The 16,761-nt window shown below is 63.6% G+C and carries 13 protein-coding genes; 5 read left to right on the forward strand and 8 right to left on the reverse strand.

What is annotated here, in order from left to right; all coding sequences use genetic code 11:
* Positions 1-2: 2 nt before the first annotated feature.
* The gene (locus LDB29_RS20735; protein WP_025549480.1) at positions 3-821 is read right to left on the reverse strand and encodes an ABC transporter permease; all 819 of its coding nucleotides are present in this window, start codon (positions 819-821) and stop codon (positions 3-5) included.
* Positions 822-1,111: 290 nt separating this feature from the next.
* Between LDB29_RS20735 and LDB29_RS20740 the strand changes: the two genes are divergently transcribed.
* The gene (locus LDB29_RS20740; RefSeq protein ID WP_257557577.1) at positions 1,112-1,948 is read left to right on the forward strand and encodes a LysR substrate-binding domain-containing protein; all 837 of its coding nucleotides are present in this window, start codon (positions 1,112-1,114) and stop codon (positions 1,946-1,948) included.
* A 203-nt stretch (positions 1,949-2,151) separates the two neighbouring features.
* On the opposite strand, the gene LDB29_RS20745 is transcribed toward LDB29_RS20740, so the two are convergent.
* A complete protein-coding gene (locus LDB29_RS20745) occupies positions 2,152-3,099 on the reverse strand; it encodes a D-isomer specific 2-hydroxyacid dehydrogenase family protein (RefSeq protein WP_025549478.1) in 948 nt (315 codons plus the stop codon).
* Positions 3,100-3,441: 342 nt separating this feature from the next.
* On the opposite strand from LDB29_RS20745, the gene LDB29_RS20750 reads away from it, so the two are divergent.
* Both LDB29_RS20750 and LDB29_RS20755 read left to right on the forward strand, forming a co-directional pair.
* Complete coding sequence (locus tag LDB29_RS20750) at positions 3,442-3,693, forward strand: hypothetical protein (RefSeq protein WP_128830762.1); 252 nt, start codon at positions 3,442-3,444, stop codon at positions 3,691-3,693.
* 13 nt (positions 3,694-3,706) lie between these two features.
* Positions 3,707-4,894, forward strand: a complete 1,188-nt coding sequence (locus tag LDB29_RS20755) for an acyl-CoA dehydrogenase family protein (protein WP_025549477.1) — start codon at positions 3,707-3,709, stop codon at positions 4,892-4,894.
* 31 nt (positions 4,895-4,925) lie between these two features.
* Here the strand turns inward: LDB29_RS20755 and LDB29_RS20760 are convergent, their stop codons facing one another.
* From LDB29_RS20760 to LDB29_RS20775, 4 genes are read right to left on the reverse strand one after another with little or no spacing between them, the layout of a single operon-like run.
* Positions 4,926-6,431: a CRTAC1 family protein gene (locus tag LDB29_RS20760; protein WP_065846460.1), complete on the reverse strand. Its 1,506-nt coding sequence runs from the start codon at positions 6,429-6,431 to the stop codon at positions 4,926-4,928.
* Positions 6,432-6,454: 23 nt separating this feature from the next.
* A complete protein-coding gene (locus tag LDB29_RS20765; protein WP_025549475.1) occupies positions 6,455-7,756 on the reverse strand; it encodes an MFS transporter in 1,302 nt (433 codons plus the stop codon).
* Between the two features lie 38 nt (positions 7,757-7,794).
* Complete coding sequence (locus LDB29_RS20770) at positions 7,795-8,766, reverse strand: FecR family protein (RefSeq protein WP_025549474.1); 972 nt, start codon at positions 8,764-8,766, stop codon at positions 7,795-7,797.
* Positions 8,726-9,319 carry an RNA polymerase sigma factor gene (locus tag LDB29_RS20775; RefSeq protein WP_082166057.1) on the reverse strand — a complete coding sequence of 198 codons (594 nt, stop codon included), beginning with the start codon at positions 9,317-9,319 and terminating at the stop codon, positions 8,726-8,728. The genes LDB29_RS20770 and LDB29_RS20775 overlap by 41 nt, the downstream gene beginning before the upstream one ends.
* Before the next feature lie 181 nt (positions 9,320-9,500).
* Here LDB29_RS20775 and LDB29_RS20780 point away from each other — a divergent pair, with 181 nt between their 5' ends.
* Positions 9,501-12,329, forward strand: a complete 2,829-nt coding sequence (locus LDB29_RS20780; RefSeq protein ID WP_065846461.1) for a TonB-dependent receptor — start codon at positions 9,501-9,503, stop codon at positions 12,327-12,329.
* 80 nt (positions 12,330-12,409) lie between these two features.
* Positions 12,410-14,497 (forward strand): penicillin acylase family protein, encoded by a 2,088-nt coding sequence (locus LDB29_RS20785; RefSeq protein WP_257557581.1) that lies wholly within the window; start codon positions 12,410-12,412, stop codon positions 14,495-14,497.
* A 93-nt stretch (positions 14,498-14,590) separates the two neighbouring features.
* Here the strand turns inward: LDB29_RS20785 and LDB29_RS20790 are convergent, their stop codons facing one another.
* Together LDB29_RS20790 and LDB29_RS20795 are read right to left on the reverse strand one after the other, a co-directional pair.
* Entirely contained in the window at positions 14,591-14,887 is a 297-nt protein-coding gene (locus LDB29_RS20790) for a hypothetical protein (RefSeq protein WP_065846462.1), read from the reverse strand.
* Positions 14,888-15,143: 256 nt separating this feature from the next.
* The gene (locus LDB29_RS20795; protein WP_065846463.1) at positions 15,144-16,130 is read right to left on the reverse strand and encodes an ABC transporter substrate-binding protein; all 987 of its coding nucleotides are present in this window, start codon (positions 16,128-16,130) and stop codon (positions 15,144-15,146) included.
* Positions 16,131-16,761: the final 631 nt, after the last annotated feature.

Consider the following 16,761-nt stretch of genomic DNA (forward strand, 5'->3'; position numbering starts at 1 on the left):
GCTTATTGCTCCACTATGCTGGGGCGCCAGATCAGGGCGCGGGCTTCGACGGTGCGGACCAGCCAGTCGGCGCCAAGGCCGAGAATGGCATAGACCATGAGGCAGACGACGATGATGTCGGTCCGCATGAAATCGCGGGCATTGTTGATGAGATAGCCGAGCCCCGCCGAAGCGTTGATCTGCTCCGCCACGACCAGGACCAATATGGCGACCGACAGGGCATAGCGCAGCCCGACCAGCAGCGAAGGCAAGGCGGAGGGCAGGACGACGTGCCAGATCTGCTCCCAACGGCTGAGACCGAAGCTTTTCGCCGCATCCAGCAGGCGCAGGTCGACGCCGCGGATGCCGCTGTAGAGATTGAGATAGACCGGAAAGACCGCCGCGAAGGCGATGAGCGCGATCTTGGGCGTTTCCCCGATCCCGAACCAGACGATGAAAAGCGGCGTGAGCGCCAGCACGGGAATGGTCCGCTTGATCTGCATCAGCGGGTCGACCGCCAGTTCTCCGGTGCGGGACAGTCCGGCGACCAGACCGAGGGCGAGGCCAAGCCCCACCCCGATCAGCAGGCCGACGGCGACTCGGGCGAAGGACACCAGCAGGTTCGCGGGCAATTCGCCCGACAGCAGCATCTCCACCAGCGTCCCGATAACGGCCGAGGGCGCGGCCAGCGTGCGTTCGGGAATCAGGCCGCTGCGCGACCCCAATTCCCACAGCAGCAGCAGGAGGACAGGCGAAAGCCAGCGTCCGCCGAAGCGCGCCAGGGAAAATTTCTGCACCCCGCCATGCGCATGGCCGCGCCTGTCCGCCGTCAAAACCGTCATCAACTCGCCCTCTCGATAGGTGAGGGAAAGCCCAACATGAATTCTCTACTGTTTCAATTAAGTTTTAATTGGCCGACCTATGAGCAGCGCTCATTTGAACCGGTTGAGCCTGAATCGGACGCGTCCGACCGCAGAAAATGGCGGGTTTGCGCGTCCGGATCGTTGTGGCCAAGATTTTTATGCCCTCTTTAAATCTCTACTATTTTGATTGATATATAAGTCTTCGCGATAAGGCTGCGACTCCGTTCCCGGCTTCGGATCGGCTGTGCTTCCCTTGCTATGAGGTTTTCATGCCGGTCAATCTGCCTACCAATCTGCTCCGCAGCTTCGTCGCCATCGTGGACACGGGGTCTATGCTGAACGCGTCGGAGCAGGTGTTCGTGACCCAGTCCGCGCTCAGCCTCCAGATCAAGCGGCTGGAGGAACTGGTGCAGCAGACCCTGTTCCTGCGGGAAGGCCGGCGGCTGAACCTGACCTCTGCCGGGGAAGTGCTGCTCGATTATGCGCGGCGGGTGCTGATGCTGCATGACGAGGCGGTCGCGGCGGTCAGCGCAGGCCGTTTCGCCGGCCCGGCGCGCATCGGCATGGTGCAGGATTTCGCGGACAGCCTGCTCAGCGGACTGCTGTCGCGCTTTTCCGAACTGCATCCCGATGCGCAGATCTATGCGCGGGTCGCCGGCACGGCGGAGTTGCAGACATTGCTCGACCGGCGCGAGCTGGACATCCTGCTGGGTTTCGCCGCGCCCAACGATCCGCATGCGGTGACGGTCGCGCCGATGAGCTGGTATGGCGAGGCCACGCTGGCGGAGCGGGAGGTGATCCCGCTCGCCGTGCTGGAGGAACCTTGCCGTTTCCGGGAGGCGGCGATCCGGGCGCTGGAGGATAGCGGGCTGCAATGGCGGATCGCGGTGGAGACGCCCAATCTGGCGACGCTGAAGGCGGCGGTGGGGGCTGGCCTGGGCATTACCTGCCGCACGCATCTGTTCCTGGAGAACGACCAGGTGCTGGAGCATGACGGCCTGCCGCAACTCCCGCGCGTCGCCGCGATCCTGCGGGCTGGGGAAAAACTGGACAAGGCGGCGCATCGGCTGGCCGAATTGGCGCGGGAAACGGTGCAGACGCTGTAGCGCGGTTTCGGATCCGATTGACCGGATCGCAGCTTTTAGCCTGTAGTTGTCGTTATGGATTGGCCAGTCATTGCCTGGAAATCGCTTTGGCGCGCCGGACGGCAAATTGTCGCCGCCGAACCGCCATGCCGAAACCGGTTCAGCATGACGATGATGATATGTTCGACGGCATCGCTCCGGATCGGTCCTGATGCGGCTCCTTCCTAATAACCACGCGCCGGGTCGACGATGTCGCTGGGCTTTTCGCCGCGGATGAAGCGGGACAGATCGTCGTTCACCTTCTCCAGCAAGCGGTGGCGGATCAGGCTGTAGTTGCTGGAGATATGCGGCGTCAGCCGCACGCGCGGATGGGTGTAGAGTGCATGCCCCTCGGGCAGCGGCTCCGGATCGGTGACGTCCAGCGTTGCGAAACCCAGCCGCTCGCTGTCCAGCGCATCGATCAGCGCCTCCTGATCGATCACCGAGCCCCGCGCTATGTTGATGAGATGCGCGCCGGGCTTGATCCGGGCGAACAGGGCTTCGTTGAAGAGGTGGCGGGTCTCCGGCGTTCCGGGCACGGCGATGACGATATGATCCGCCTCCGCCGCCAGCGTTTCCAGGTCGCGGACATGCTGCACGCCGCTGATGCCTGATTGCGCGCCGCTTCGCCGCAGGCCGATGACCTGCGCGCCCAGCGCCAGGCCGCGCCGCGCCACCGCTGCGCCGATCGCGCCCAGCCCGACGATGCCGATGGTCGTCCCGGATACGCGGCCCAGCGGGCGAGGAACCCACTGATCGCGCGAACGGGCAGTCGCCGCCTCCAGATTCTTGGCATGGGCATAGATGGCGGCGATCACATAGTCCGCGATCTCCTCCGACGCGACGCCGCGACCGCAGGTGACGAGCGGGGCGTCCAGCAGCCAGCCGGGGTAGAAATCCACCCCGGCCGAGGCGCTATAGACCCATTTGAGCCGCCCCGGCCATATTTTCGGCCGGGCCTCCTGTGTGGATCGCCGCCAGGCAAGGGAAGGCCGCACCAGCAATATGTCCGCCTCGTTCGCGGCGGTCCACGGTTCATCCTCCGCCACGTCGATCAGGGTCGGGGCGGACGGGTGCAGGCCAAGGCTGCGGTTGAAATCAGGTTCCAACTGGCTGGCGATGATCAAGGACATGTCAGTTCCCCGGCACGGCGACTCTTGCCGAAGGGTCCGTGTTCCAGCACTGCCTGCCGCGCAAGTTGCTCATGAATGCCGTGCGGCCGGCCCGGTGCTCGGGCGGGCGATACAGGATAAGGATGGGTTGTCATTTTGAAATCGCGATAGAAGTTGCGATGAACATGCTCGCTTGCTCCAGCCAAGATGTTCCTGCCTCCAAAGCCGATGTCGGCATGGCAGGCTCAAGGATCGGCATAGGGAATATACCTGGCTGCCCGCGCTCACATCTGAATTTTTCTCAAGCATGAACTCGAGAATTTAATGGCTCACCGGGGGCGACCGAATTCAGGGCGACACTTCATGGGGATTCCGATTATGGCTGGAGGAGAAGCCGGTGGGGAACATCAGGCGCCTGCCCCAATGAGAAAATGCGATATTGGGATTTATGATATAAAATTGACGCGCCCTTTTGTTGCGTCCATTGGCTTTCATGGTGGCTCGACAGGGTTGATCGCTCGCCTGATCGGAGATGTTGTCGAGTTCCGGCAGCGGGCGGAAGCGGCGAGGAAAGACGTCGATCAGCCATCGGCAATCGGTCCTTTTTTGATATAGCGCTGGGGAAATAATGGCGACAGCATCCGACTTGCGGCCCACTCCTGTCCCGGACGAAGTTTTGGCCATTTTGCGCGAGCGTTTCGCTGCAACCGCCGCCGATCATGATCGCGACGCTTCCTTTCCCTTTGCAAATTTCGCCGCCTTGCATGAGCATGGATTATTGGCGCTGACGATTGCGCCCGAAAGAGGTGGCCGGGGCGCGGACCTTGCGGAGACCAGCCGAGTCGTGCGGGAGATTGCGAAGGGGGACCCTTCAACGGCGCTGGTCCTCATCATGCAGTATCTGACCCACGCCGGCGTGCGCGGCAAGGACCGCTGGCCCGCACATCTGCGCCGCCGTGTCGAGGCCGAAGCAGTATCGCGGGGGGCGCTTTCCAATGCATTGCGTGTTGAGCCGGAACTGGGCACGCCCACGCGCGGCGGCCTGCCGGCCACCACGGGGAAGCGCGACGGGGAAGGCTGGCGGATTTCCGGTCACAAGCTCTTTTCCACCGGAAGCCCGATCCTGAGCTACATGATCGTCTGGGGCCGTACCGAGGGCGACGATCCGCTTGTCGGCTACTTCCTCGTGCCGGCAGGCAGCCCGGGCATACGCATAGAGGAAACCTGGAATCATGCGGGGATGCGCGCAAGCGGCAGCCACGACGTCATCCTGACCGATGTGGCGATTCCGTTCGACCACGCCGTCGACTTGCGGCGGCCGGAGGAATGGAACGAGGATAATTCGCTCCAGCTCGCATGGATGGTCGGCCTGCTGGGCAGCCTCTACGACGCGGTGGCGCAACAAGGGCGCAACTGGTTTGCGGAATTTGCGAGCAGCCGCATACCGACAAATCTGGGGGCGCCCCTATCCTCCCTTTATCGTTATCAGGAACTGCTGGGCCGCATGGACGCGCTTCTGCTGAACAACAGGATATTGCTGCAGGACCTGATCCGCCGTACCGATGAAGGGTCGCCGCCTTCCGCGTCGGACGCGCAACTCCTCAAATATCTCATCACCGGCAACGCCATCGATGCCGTCGCGCTGGCGGTGGAGGCCACCGGCAATCCCGGGCTTACCCGCAACAATCCGCTTGAGCGCCATTATCGCGACGTGCTGTGCAGCCGCGCCCATGCCCCGCAGAACGATTCGATCCTGACTTCTGCCGGACGCGCCGGTTTCAGCCGACAGGCGTCGCCGCGGAAGGGCGACAGGTGACGCCCCATCGCCCTTCCGGAACGGTCATGCGCTACCGTTCCCTGATCACGAGAGATTTGCCCAGATAGCGCGCCGGATTTACGTTACGCAGCGTCTGGACCTTGCGCCCGTCGCGAGCCATCCAGCTGACTTCCACCTTCACTGCTTCCATCGACTTCAGGCCGAAATGCAGGGGCGCCGCATTTTCCGAATTATAGCCGTCGCCGGTCGAAAGCTGGCGCGTGGCGAGGATCTTGCCCGCCTTGTCATACAGGCGCACTTCCGCCCCCATGCGGGTAAAGCGCCCCTTCGCGTCGAGTAGCGTGACGGACAGGCTGCGCTTGGCCGCCGCGCGATCCAGATCATTGTGGAACAGGAAATGTCCACCCTGGCTGGTATAGCCGCGCATGACAGAGAGATCGAGCGCTCCATCCCGGTCATAATCGACCCACTGCACCCCATGGTCCCCGACGTTCAGCCTGGACTTTTCTGTCAGGACCTGGCGGAAGCCCCTGCCGCCTTCATTGTGGAACAGGCTGTCCCTGGGCTGCTGCTGATCGCGCGGGCCGTGGTAGGACGTGACATAAAGGTCGATGAAGCCGTCATTGTCATAGTCGCCCCAGGCGGCGCCGACGGCGTGATTGTCGATGGCGACACCCAATTCCTTCGCGACATTGGTGAAGCTGCCATCGCCATTATAATGATAGAGCGTATTGATGCCGTAATTGGGCACGAACAGGTCGAGAAAGCCGTCATTGTCATAGTCGCCGACGGCGCAGCCGACCCCGCCTTCCTCCTTCGACCGGCCCGGATTGTCCATGCCCAGTTGCGGGGCGACGTCGGTGAAGCTGCCGTCGCCATTGTTGCGCCAGAGCGCGTCCGCCGCGCCCGACTGGTTGGCGAGGAAGACGTCGAGAAAACCGTCGCGATCATAGTCGAACCAGCAGGCGCCCACCGTCGGCCGCGGGTCGGATATGCCCGCACCCTGCGAAACCTGCACGAACCTGCCGCCATCGTTGCGGAACAGGCTGTTGGGACCGATGCGGTTGGCCGCATAGACGTCGAGGTCGCCGTCATTGTCATAATCGACCCAGCTCGTCTGACGCGCTGAACGGTTGGGGATGGTAAGGCCCAGTTCCGGGGCGACATTGGTGAATTTCCGCCCGCCCTCATTGTGGAAGACAAGGCTCAGATCGCCCGGCATGGTGGCCCCGCCCAGCAGGTCGATCCACCCGTCGCCATCATAATCGCCCCATGCGACGCCCCGCATTTCCGGGCCGGAGGTCGGCAGGCCCAATTCCGGTCCGACATTCACGAAGCGGCCTTTGTCGTTGCGGTATAGACGGATGTCGCCGCCCTTCAACGATACGGCCAGGTCGAGATCGCCGTCATTGTCGAAATCCGCCCAACTGTTGGACAGCGAACCGGCAATGGCGAAATCGGCGGTCTGGACGGAGGTGAACGGCGGTTCCGCCGGCGCCGCGTCTTGGGCGACGGCGGGCTGGCAGAGCAGCATCGCCGGCAGGATATGGCACAGGGACGGGATCTTGGTCTTCATGGGGCTCCCCCTTCTTTCCACAGCTAGATGCGGCTGGTGTTGCGGGTATCGGGCATGCGCAGATAGACGATCAGCGAGACCCCGATCATGGCGGTGACATACCAGTAGAAGCCGCCCTCCATTCCGGCATGTTTCAGCCAGAGCGCGGCATATTCGGCCGTGCCGCCGAACAATGTGTTCGCCAGCGCATAGGGCAGCGCGACGCCCAGTGCGCGGATATTGGCCGGGAACAGTTCCGCCTTCACGATCGCGTTGATCGAGGTATAGCCGGTGACGATGACCAGTCCCGCCAGCACCAGCAGGAAGGCGCTGAAAGAGGAGGTCACCGTTTCCAGCGTCGTGAAGATCATCGTGGTGAACAGCACGCCGCCCGCCCCGAAGCCGATCAGCAAAGGCTTTCGCCCGATCCGGTCGGAAAGCCATCCGGCCATGGGTTGCAGCAGCATGTAGATGAACAGGGCCGAGGCCATGATGGCGGTCGCCGTCTGCCGGCCGAAGCCGGCGCTGTTCACCAGGAACTTCTGCATATAGGTGCTGTAGGCGTAGAAGGCGAGCGTACCGCCCGCCGTCAGCGCCATCACCAGCAGCACTTCGCGGGGATGGCGGCGAATGAGGTTCCATCCGCTCGATCGCGGCTGCTCCTCCACCGCCGCGCTCTGCTCGAACGCCTCGGTTTCCCTGAGGCCCCGGCGCAGGCGATAGACGCCCACCGCCATCAGCCCGCCAATGACGAAGGGCACGCGCCAGCCCCAGCTTTCGAGCTGATGTTCCGTCAGGGCAAGCTGGAGCAGCAACAGCACGCACAGGGCCAGCAACTGCCCCGCGATCAGCGTCACATATTGGAAGCTGGAGAAGAAGCCGCGCTGCCGCTGCTGCGCCATTTCGGAAAGATAGGTCGCGCTGGCGCCATATTCTCCGCCGATCGACAGCCCCTGCATCAGGCGCGCGAACAGCAGCAGCAGCGGCGCCATCACGCCGATCGACGCATAGCCGGGGATCGCCGCGATCATCAGCGAACCGCCCGCCATCAGCATGACCGACAGGGTCAGACCTGCCTTCCGGCCCCTTCGGTCGGCATAGATGCCCATGATCCAGGCGCCGATGGGGCGCATCAGAAAGCCCACGGCAAAGATCGCCGCCGCGTTCAGCAGTTGCGCGGTGCTGTCGTCCGAAGGAAAGAAGACGGGGGCGAAATAGAGGGTGAAGGCAGAATAGACGTACCAGTCATACCATTCGATCAGATTGCCGATCGACCCGCCCAGGATGGAGCGCAGGCGGTCCTGCCTGGACAGGCTGGCCGGCTGGAGAGACGAAACATGTTCCATCCCTGCTGATACGGACGGCCCGCCGCCTTCTGCTAATGCTATTCGGCGGACACCAATATAATCGAACTGTCGCTGCCGGGGACGGCGCGCACGCCGAAGCCGCTCTCCAGCGCCTGGACGAAATCCTGCGACCGGTCCAGCCGGAAGGCGCCGCCGATCCGCAGGCTGGCAATGGCGGGATCGCCAATCACCATGGGGTTGGAGCGGTAGCGGTTGAACTCCTCCACCGCCTGCGCCAGCGTATCGCCATCGAATTCGACCATGCCTTCCTGCCAGGCGATCCGCTGCTTCATCTTGGCCGGCTCGAGATGGGTGACGGCAATGCTGCCGCTGCGCACGGCGGCGCTGCGTCCGCTGCCGATCCTGCGGACGGCGGAGCCTCCGTTGCGCACCGCCACCATGCCCTCGATCACCGTCAATTCGGTGACGTCGGGACGCAGGCGCACGTTGAACATGGTTCCCACCGCACGGACCAGCGTGCCGTCGGCATTGACGATGAAAGGCCGCCTGGCGTCGTGGGCGACATCGAAGCGCGCCTCCCCCTTCAGCAATTTGATCGACCGGATGTCGTCCCGCAGGGCGACCTCGACCGAGCTGTTGGTATTGAGGTGAACCAGCGATCCGTCCGCCAGCTTGACCGTGCGGGTCTCGCCCAGCGCCGTGCGATAGCGGTCGACCGCACCCAGCAACCTGAGCGTCACTGTCGCCGCCACCCCTATCGATGCGGCGGCAGCGGCAAGGCCGACGAGCAGGCCCCGCCGCCCGATCAGCGGGACGGCGGCGTCCTCGGCGCCAGAAACCGATGGGACGGGGGCCGGTTGATCGTCCCCGCCGACAGGCAGCTCCTGCAACCGGCCGGTCAGTTCCCAGCCCGCCTCCGCCTTGGCGAAGGCGAAGCCGTGAGCGGGATCCTGCGCCACCCACGCATAGGCCTGGTCCCAGTCTTCCGCGGCGTCGCTTGCCCGCGCCTTAAGGTACAGACGAGCCGCTTCGGCCTCGATCGCCTGCATGTCCTCCGCGCTTCTGTAGCGACCAGCCAAATCCAGAACCCTCAAACTGCCCGATAGCCTGCATTATCTTCACGGCCGCCCGCGTCAAATGCTTGTCTACGGTAAAGACGGATAGCTCCATTTCCTCTGCTATGTCCTTGACCGATTTCCCGTGCACGCGGCGCAGGATGAAGGCCCGGCGGCATTGCGGCGGCAGCGTGTCCAGAATGGCCTGCAGATGACGCAGTTCGTCACGCGCCTGCAGCGCTTCCTCCGTCGAATTGTCGGCCTGCAGCACGTCGAGTTCGGCCACCAGTTCGAGCGAGACGATCTTTTCCCGCCTGGCCTCGTCGATCAGAAGGTTGCGCGCGATCTGGAACAGAAAGGCCTTTCCGCTATGCGCGCGGTGGATGTCGCCGCTCGCATAGGCGCGGGTCATGCATTCCGCGACAAGATCGTCGACATCGTGGCTGCGCGATACGACCCTGCGCAGCCGCGAACGCAAGGCGCCCTCATGCGGCAGGATGGCCTGCTTGAACCAATCCAGCCTCGCCCTGATCGATTCCACGTCCACGCTTGTCCCCTGTTCCTGTCGATACCTCCCTACGCTTTCGTCTCTTTGGCGGCGCAGCGGTCTTCATTCGATAGAATGAGCCTCGACGTCACGAAAATGAGATATTTTCAAGCGTCGTTAGCAGAAACGCGATCGGCCTCCGTATCCACCACTGACAATGCAAATTTTCACAGGGGGTACGATGACGCAGAATTTTCGGAACCTGTCGTTGTGCGCAACGGCGGCGCTCATTGCATGGAGCGCGCAGTCGGCGGCCGCCGCCGAACCGACGCAGTTCAAGATCCCGGCCCAATCGATGCAGACCGCGCTGACGCTCTTTGCCAAGCAGTCGGGCATCCAGCTTCTCTTTCCCTATGATCAGGTTGCCGGGCTGCACGCCCAGTCGGTGAATGGCAAGATGGCGCCCGACGTCGCGCTCCAGCGGCTGATCGCGGGGTCGGGTCTGAAGATCACATTGTCGAACAACAATGTCATGGCGCTGGCGCTGAGCGCCCGGGCGCAGAAGACACGCGCGGTAGAGGTCGCCAGCCTGGGCGTCACCGCCCTGCCCTTCGCCGTTCAGTCGGCCGGCGCAGGCCCTGCCCCTCAAGCCGGCGCCACGAGCACCGAAGAACCCGACGGTCCCGCCATCGTCGTCACCGGATCGCGCGGGCAGGCGCGCACCGTCACCGACAGCCCGACGCCGATCGACGTCATTTCCGGCGCGGACCTGACGCGGACGGGCAAGGCCGGCGTCTTCCAGGCGCTGAACACGCTGGTGCCATCCTTCAACCTGCCGGTGCGGGCCGGAGGCGCGACGTCCACGGTCATCGCGACCGGCGGTCTGCGCGGTCTCAATCCCGATCAGGCGCTGATCCTCGTCAACGGCAAGCGCCGCCACAAGACCTCGCTCATCAACGCGGTATCCACCCTCTACAACGGATCGGTCCCTTCGGACCTCGACATGATCCCGACCTCCGCCGTCGATCATATCGAGGTGCTGCGCGACGGCGCGGCGGCGCAATATGGCTCCGACGCCATTGCGGGCGTCATCAACATCATCCTGAAGGATGACGCCAAGGGCGGTTCCGCCAACGTCACCGCCGGCCAGAATTTCGACCGTTCCGACGGCGAACTGTACCAGGCGGACCTGAACTTCGGCATGAAGCTGGGCGACAACGGCTTCGCCAACCTCTCCCTCAACCTCAAGAAGCAGGAGATGTCGAACCGGGCGCTGCCGCTGGCCGACTGTTCGGTGACGGCGACGACCACCTGCCTCTATCCGCTGATCGGCGGCCAGCTCGACCCGCGCGATGCCGCAGCCGTGGGCAAGGAGCGGATCGTGACCACCAGCTTCGGCGTCATGCCCTCCCGCAGCATCAATACCGCGCTCAACGCCGGCTACGACCTTGGCGGCGTCCAGCTCTATGCTTTCGGCACCTACAGCCAGCGGCGGTCGGACCTGTGGTATTCCTACCGCTATCCCAAGGACGTCAACAATGTGATGGCGATCTACCCCAATGGCTATCGCCCGCACGTCATGATCGACGAGGAGGATTTCGAATTCACCGTCGGCGCCAAGGGTGAACTGTCCGGATGGGACTGGGACTTTTCCACCGGCTACGGCCGCAACCGCGCCCGCCAGTCTTCCGAAGGCACGGTCAATCCCACGCTGGGCGCGCTCAGCCCCACCGAATTCTACATCGGCACGCTGAAGTCGTCGGAGTTCGTCACCTCGCTCGACCTGACGCGCGGCTTCGACGTCGGCGGCGGCAACCTCCAGGTGTCGGCCGGCGCGCAGCAGCGGCACGAGCGCTACCAGACCTTCGCGGGCGATCCGGCAAGCTATGCGGTCGGCACCTTCATCTCATCGGGCATGACGCCCGGCGCGCAGAGTTCCGCCGGCTTCCAGCCCAGCGACGCCGCCTATATGTCGCGCGACAACTATGCCGTCTATGGCGATGTCGCCTGGGACCCCAGCAAGGACATCACCATCGGCGCGGCTGCCCGGTTCGAGCATTATGACGACGGCAGCGGCAATACGCTGATCTGGAAGGTGAACGGCCGTTATGCCATCGCACCGTGGATCGCCCTGCGCGCAGCGGCGAATACCGGCTTCCGCGCGCCGGCGGTGGCGCAGCAGATCTATACCCAGACTACCAACCAGTTCCGCACCGTCAATGGCGTGAACAACGTCCTGCTTCAGATCAAGACGCTGGCGGTGGACGATCCGGCGGCGGTCGCGCTGGGCGCCAAGCCGCTGAAGCCCGAAAAGTCGTTCAACATATCGGGCGGCGTTGTGCTGACCCCCTTGCCGAACTTCAACCTGACGATCGACGCCTATCAGATCGACGTCGACGACCGCATCACCATCACCAGCACGCTGACCGGCACGGCGGTTTCCAACATCCTGATCGCCAGCGGTATTCCCGCATCGCAGGCCAATACCCTGTCGGCCCAATATTATACCAATGCCATCGACACCCGGACTCGCGGCATCGACATCGTCGCCTCATACAAACACAACCTGTTCGATGCGCTCGCCATGCAGTGGAACCTTGGCTACAACTACAACAAGACCAAGATCACCGACATCATCGACAACCCGCCGGAACTCAGCACGATCAGCTTCGAACTGTTCGACCGCGCCCGGCGCAGCAATATGACGACCAACCTGCCGCGCACGAAGCTGTCGATCAGCAATCTCGCGACGCTGGGCGATTTCACGCTCTCCTCCCGCCTGACGCGCTTCGGGAAGTTCCAGGTGTTGCAGAACGGCGTGACCAGCGGCGGCGTCACGACCTATCCGAACGACCGCAGCTATGGCGCGAAGTGGATCACGGACATGGAACTGGGCTGGCAGGTCACGCCGCTGGTCAACCTGGCCGTCGGCGCGAACAACCTGTTCAACGTCTATCCCGACGAAACCGGGCAGATCAGCGCCACGCTGGGCCAGGGCGCCTATCCCGGCACTTCGCCCATCGGCTTCACCGGCGGGTTCTATTATGCCCGTGTCGGACTGAACTTCTAACCCACAGGACCATGAAGCGCCGCCTTCCCACAGAGGCGGCGCATTTTCCGCGATGACAGGAGATGATGGCGATGCGCCACATGACGATCTGGCTGGCGGCGCTGGCCGCTTCCTCCGCAATGACTGCCTCCGTCGCCGCCCCTTCGGCCAAATGGGGCGGGGGCGAGATTTTGTGGGACAGCTTCGGCGTGCCGCACATCTATGCCAGGACGGAAGAAGGCGGCTTCTACGGTTTCGGCTATGCCCAGGCGCAAAGCCACGGCAATCTGCTGCTGCGCATGTATGGCGAAAGCCGCGCCCGGGCCGCGGAATATTGGGGGGCGAAATATGAGAGCCAGGATAAATGGCTGATCGCCAACGACGTTCCCGAACGGTCGAAATCATGGTTCAGGCAGCAGACCCCGCAGATGCGGAAGAACCTCGACGCTTTCGCTGCCGGGGTGAATGCCTATGCCGCCGCGCATCCCGACAGGATCGCGCCGGAGGTCAAGGTCGTGCTCCCCTTGACCGGGGTGGACATCATCGGTCATGCGCAAAGGCTGATGAACTTCGGCTATATCGCATCCGACCGGAAGGTGTTGAGCGATCCATCGATCAACGAAGCGGGCGGATCGAACGCCTGGGCTGTTGCGCCGTCCCGCTCGGCGAGCGGCAAGGCGATGCTGCTCGCCAATCCGCATCTGCCCTGGGCGCCAAGCCAGCTCACTTATTATGAGGCGCAGATCAATGCGCCGGGCCTTGCCATCTATGGCGCCACGCAAGTGGGGCTGCCCGTGCTGCGCTTCGGCTTCAACAATGACCTGGGTTTCACCAACACCGTCAATACGATGCAGGGCTTCACCAGCTACAGGCTGACGCTGGAAGGCAGTGGCTATCGCTTCGACGGGAGGGTCCTGCCGTTCAGGTCGGTCACGAAAAGCTACAAGGTGAAACAGGCGGACGGATCGCTGAAAACCGTCAGCTTCGAACAGAAGAGCGCCGTGCAGGGCCCGGTCTTCACCCTGCCCGACGGCAAAACGACCATCGCGCTCAAGGTGGCCGGGCTGGACCGCCCCGGCGTGCTCCAGCAATATCTCGAAATGGGGAAGGCGCGAAACTGGGCCGGCTTCGAAAAGGCGCTGCGCAAGATGCAGGTGGTGATGTTCAACATCATCTATGCCGACCGTGCGGGCCATATCCTCTATCTCGACAACGGCCTGTTGCCCAGACATGCGAACGGCGACCTCAGCTATTGGTCCGCGCCCGTTCCCGGCGACACCTCCGCAACGCTGTGGAAGGATGTCCACAGCTATGACGACATGCCCAAGGTGCTCGATCCCGCCAGCGGCTTCGTGCAGAACGCCAATGATCCGCCATGGCTGGCCACCTGGCCCCGTGCGCTCGATCCCAGGGATTTCCCCGCCTATGTCGCGCCGGTGGGACCGATGAGCCAGCGTGCGCAGATGTCGGTCAAGCTGATGAGCGGTACGGACAAGATCGGCTTCGAGGATTTCGTGGCGCGCAAGGTGACGACGACATCGCTGATGGCGGAACGCTTGCTGCCCGATCTGCTGGCGGCCGCGTCGGCCTCCGCCGATCCCGATGTGCAGACGGCCGTGACGCTGCTCAAGGGTTGGGACCGTCGCTTCGAACCCGACAGCCGTGCCGCCCTGCTGTTCGAGACCTGGGCCGCTATCTTCGCGCCGAAGAATTTCACGGATCAATCCAACTATGCCGTCAAATGGACGCTGGACGATCCGCTGGAGACGCCACGCGGCCTGAAGGCCCCGGCGGCGGCGGTCGCCATGCTGAAGCAGGCGGTGGCGAAGACCAGGGAAGTCTATGGCGCGGTTGACCGCCCATATGGCGAAGTCTCGCGCTTCCATATCGGCGACGTGAACCTTCCGGCCAATGGAGGCTTCGGCAACACCGGCGTGTTTCGCACGATCACCTGGGGGCCGATGAAGAATGGCGAGCGCACGCCCGTCCACGGCGAAACCTGGGTGTCGATGGTCGAATTCGGCACGCCGATGAAGGCGGTGGGCCTGATGAGCTACGGCAATTCCAGCCAGCCGGGCTCCAAGCATAACAGCGACCAGCTCCCACTGCTGGCCGACAAGAAATTCCGCACATTGTGGATCGATCGCGCGGATGTCGAACAGCATCTGGAGGAGAAGACCGCCTTTTGACGGTGGTCGGATCGCCGGGACATATATGTTGCGTCAGACCGCGACCAAGCCATCCGGCATGTCTTCGCACAGACGCAAGGCGCGGCGGGCCCGTTACTGCGCCGCGCCGCCGCCGGCGGTGTCGCTGTCGAAATCCTCGGGATTCCCGCCGCCGCCCGCGCCTGCACCGCTGCCTTCGACTTCGCCAATGCCCTCCTTCGGCCGCTTGCCCCGATTGTCAGTGCCCGCTGCGGGTGGGGTGCTGATGTCAGGCTTGCGGTCCGGGGTGAGATGTGAGCCGCTGCCGACAGCCCCATGCGGGTCTCTACCACCCGCTGCGGGCAGGTCGTCCAGGGACGCGCCAGTCCCGTCAGCCTGATCCTTGCCGTCGGGAATATGTTGGGGAACCATGGATCTCTCCTGTCAGCCGTAAAAGGAGCCAACTGGCGGAGAGCCTGCATGTTCCAGTGCCCGGCAGCAGCGGTGGCGGGCTTTGGCGGGAGCATACTGGCCGAGATGCCGACGCGAAGCCTTGCGACCGTGTCGCGGCCTTGCTGCTTTTCATGCATGACCGCCGGCTTCCCTGGCGTCCTGCCGGAATAGCGAGCGCGATCGGCCTTTCCCACCCGGCGGCCTGAGGCGACGGGTGGGTGGCGGACCATGATTTTCAGCCTCTTTTCGGTATGGAATCGTTGAATCGCGCGTCCCAGAGCGGTCGGACATCGACCGGCTTGGGCAGCAGCTTCTGCGCGAGGAAGAGGTCCGCCACCTGCTGCTGCGAGGCGATGGCCGCATCGGAGACGGGGCGCAGTTCGTAACTGTCGCTCTTGCGGCGGAACTGGTCCACCACATAATCGCGCGGAACGCCGATGTCCGTCGCGACGATGCCCGCCCATTCGGCTTCATTGGCCACGGCCCAGCCATAGGCCTGCTGCACCAGCGCCAGATATTGGCGGATGATCTGGGACATTTCCGCGTCGGCCAGCGCATCGGCATGGGCGCATACGAGATAGTTGCCCGACAGGATGCCGTAAGCGGTGCGCAATATCCGCGCACCCTCGGTCGCGATGGCCCGCTGGATCGGAAAGCCATAGATCGCCCAGGCGTCCAGCGCGCCTTGGGAAAAGGCCGCCGCGCCGTCGGCAACGCCCATGGCCACGGGCGTAATGTCGCCCCAGCCAAGACCCGCTTCCTCCAGCATCCGGATCAGGAAATATTGCGAGGTGGTTGCCCGCACATAACCGACGCGCTTGCCCCTCAGGTCGGCTATGGAACGCGCCTTTGATCCCTTGGGCACCAGAACCGCCTGATTATTGACGTCGCCGTGAAGGACGGCGATCTGACGGAAGCTCTGGATCGTAGAGGCGGCCGCGAAGATCGGCGGAATCTCGCTCATTCCTCCATAATCCAGCGACCCGCCGTTCAACGCCTCCACCACCAGATGTCCCGACTGGAACTCGCTATAGTGGATGTCGAAATCCTGCCGGGGGATGCCAGCGGCCTTGAACAGCAACCGCATGTCGGTCTCGCCCTTGCCGACGATCGCGGCGCGCAGCCGGGGCCTGCCGCGCCCGGCGCCACAGCCGGCCAGCAAAAGACCGGACGCCGCGCCCGCCGCCAGAAAACCACGCCGCGACCAGCCCTCAGCGACCACCGGCGCTTTCCTGCTGCGGCGCGCGCTCGAAGAGGATCACATTCGGATCACGCAGAAATTCGCGGCGGGCGGCATCGCGCAAGCGGAGCCAGGAATCTATCAGGGCACGTAACGGCTTCATACTCATCCTTCCGGCATGGAATGGCCATTATCTATTTTAATGGTAGAGATTAGTCTCACAAGCAATGCTGGGGGACCTATTAGATTTCTTTAGCGCAGGACCGTGCCCTTTGAAGGAGCGGGCGACCCAAAGACGGCGATGAGGGAAGCCGGGCGCGCACCATGGGTCATGGAAGCGCCCGCCCCTTTCCCATGCCCCCATGACCACCGACAGGGGGCCGGCACTCCCAAAAAACTGGCCCGGCAGCCGAAGCCGCCGAGCCAAGGAGAAAGGCATGAAAGCCCTTCGGGTCGCAGGGCTGCTCTTGCGCAATCCACCCGATTCGGATTGTAAAAATCCGACATGAGGGCCGAGGACGCCGGACCGCCTAATCCATGTTGTTTGCGCATGATGCAGGGAAAGTTAGTGCGCCAGCGGTCACGAAGGAATCGGGTCGCACCGGTCCCCGCCCCGCTCGCCGGGGCGGGGATTTTCTGCGGCGGGATCGCCGGGGCGGAAACAGCCGGAACG

Source organism: Sphingobium sp. CFD-2 (assembly GCF_024611135.1).
GTDB classification, from domain to species: domain Bacteria; phylum Pseudomonadota; class Alphaproteobacteria; order Sphingomonadales; family Sphingomonadaceae; genus Sphingobium; species Sphingobium fuliginis.

Coding starts and splice junctions, on each gene's coding strand:
- LDB29_RS20735 (WP_025549480.1), bottom strand. CDS start 821: ATGACGGTTTTGACGGCGGACAGGCGCGGCCATGCGCATGGCGGGGTG.
- LDB29_RS20740 (WP_257557577.1), top strand. CDS start 1,112: ATGCCGGTCAATCTGCCTACCAATCTGCTCCGCAGCTTCGTCGCCATC.
- LDB29_RS20745 (WP_025549478.1), bottom strand. CDS start 3,099: ATGTCCTTGATCATCGCCAGCCAGTTGGAACCTGATTTCAACCGCAGC.
- LDB29_RS20750 (WP_128830762.1), top strand. CDS start 3,442: ATGGGGATTCCGATTATGGCTGGAGGAGAAGCCGGTGGGGAACATCAG.
- LDB29_RS20755 (WP_025549477.1), top strand. CDS start 3,707: ATGGCGACAGCATCCGACTTGCGGCCCACTCCTGTCCCGGACGAAGTT.
- LDB29_RS20760 (WP_065846460.1), bottom strand. CDS start 6,431: ATGAAGACCAAGATCCCGTCCCTGTGCCATATCCTGCCGGCGATGCTG.
- LDB29_RS20765 (WP_025549475.1), bottom strand. CDS start 7,756: ATGGAACATGTTTCGTCTCTCCAGCCGGCCAGCCTGTCCAGGCAGGAC.
- LDB29_RS20770 (WP_025549474.1), bottom strand. CDS start 8,766: ATGCAGGCGATCGAGGCCGAAGCGGCTCGTCTGTACCTTAAGGCGCGG.
- LDB29_RS20780 (WP_065846461.1), top strand. CDS start 9,501: ATGACGCAGAATTTTCGGAACCTGTCGTTGTGCGCAACGGCGGCGCTC.
- LDB29_RS20785 (WP_257557581.1), top strand. CDS start 12,410: ATGACGATCTGGCTGGCGGCGCTGGCCGCTTCCTCCGCAATGACTGCC.
- LDB29_RS20790 (WP_065846462.1), bottom strand. CDS start 14,887: ATGGTTCCCCAACATATTCCCGACGGCAAGGATCAGGCTGACGGGACT.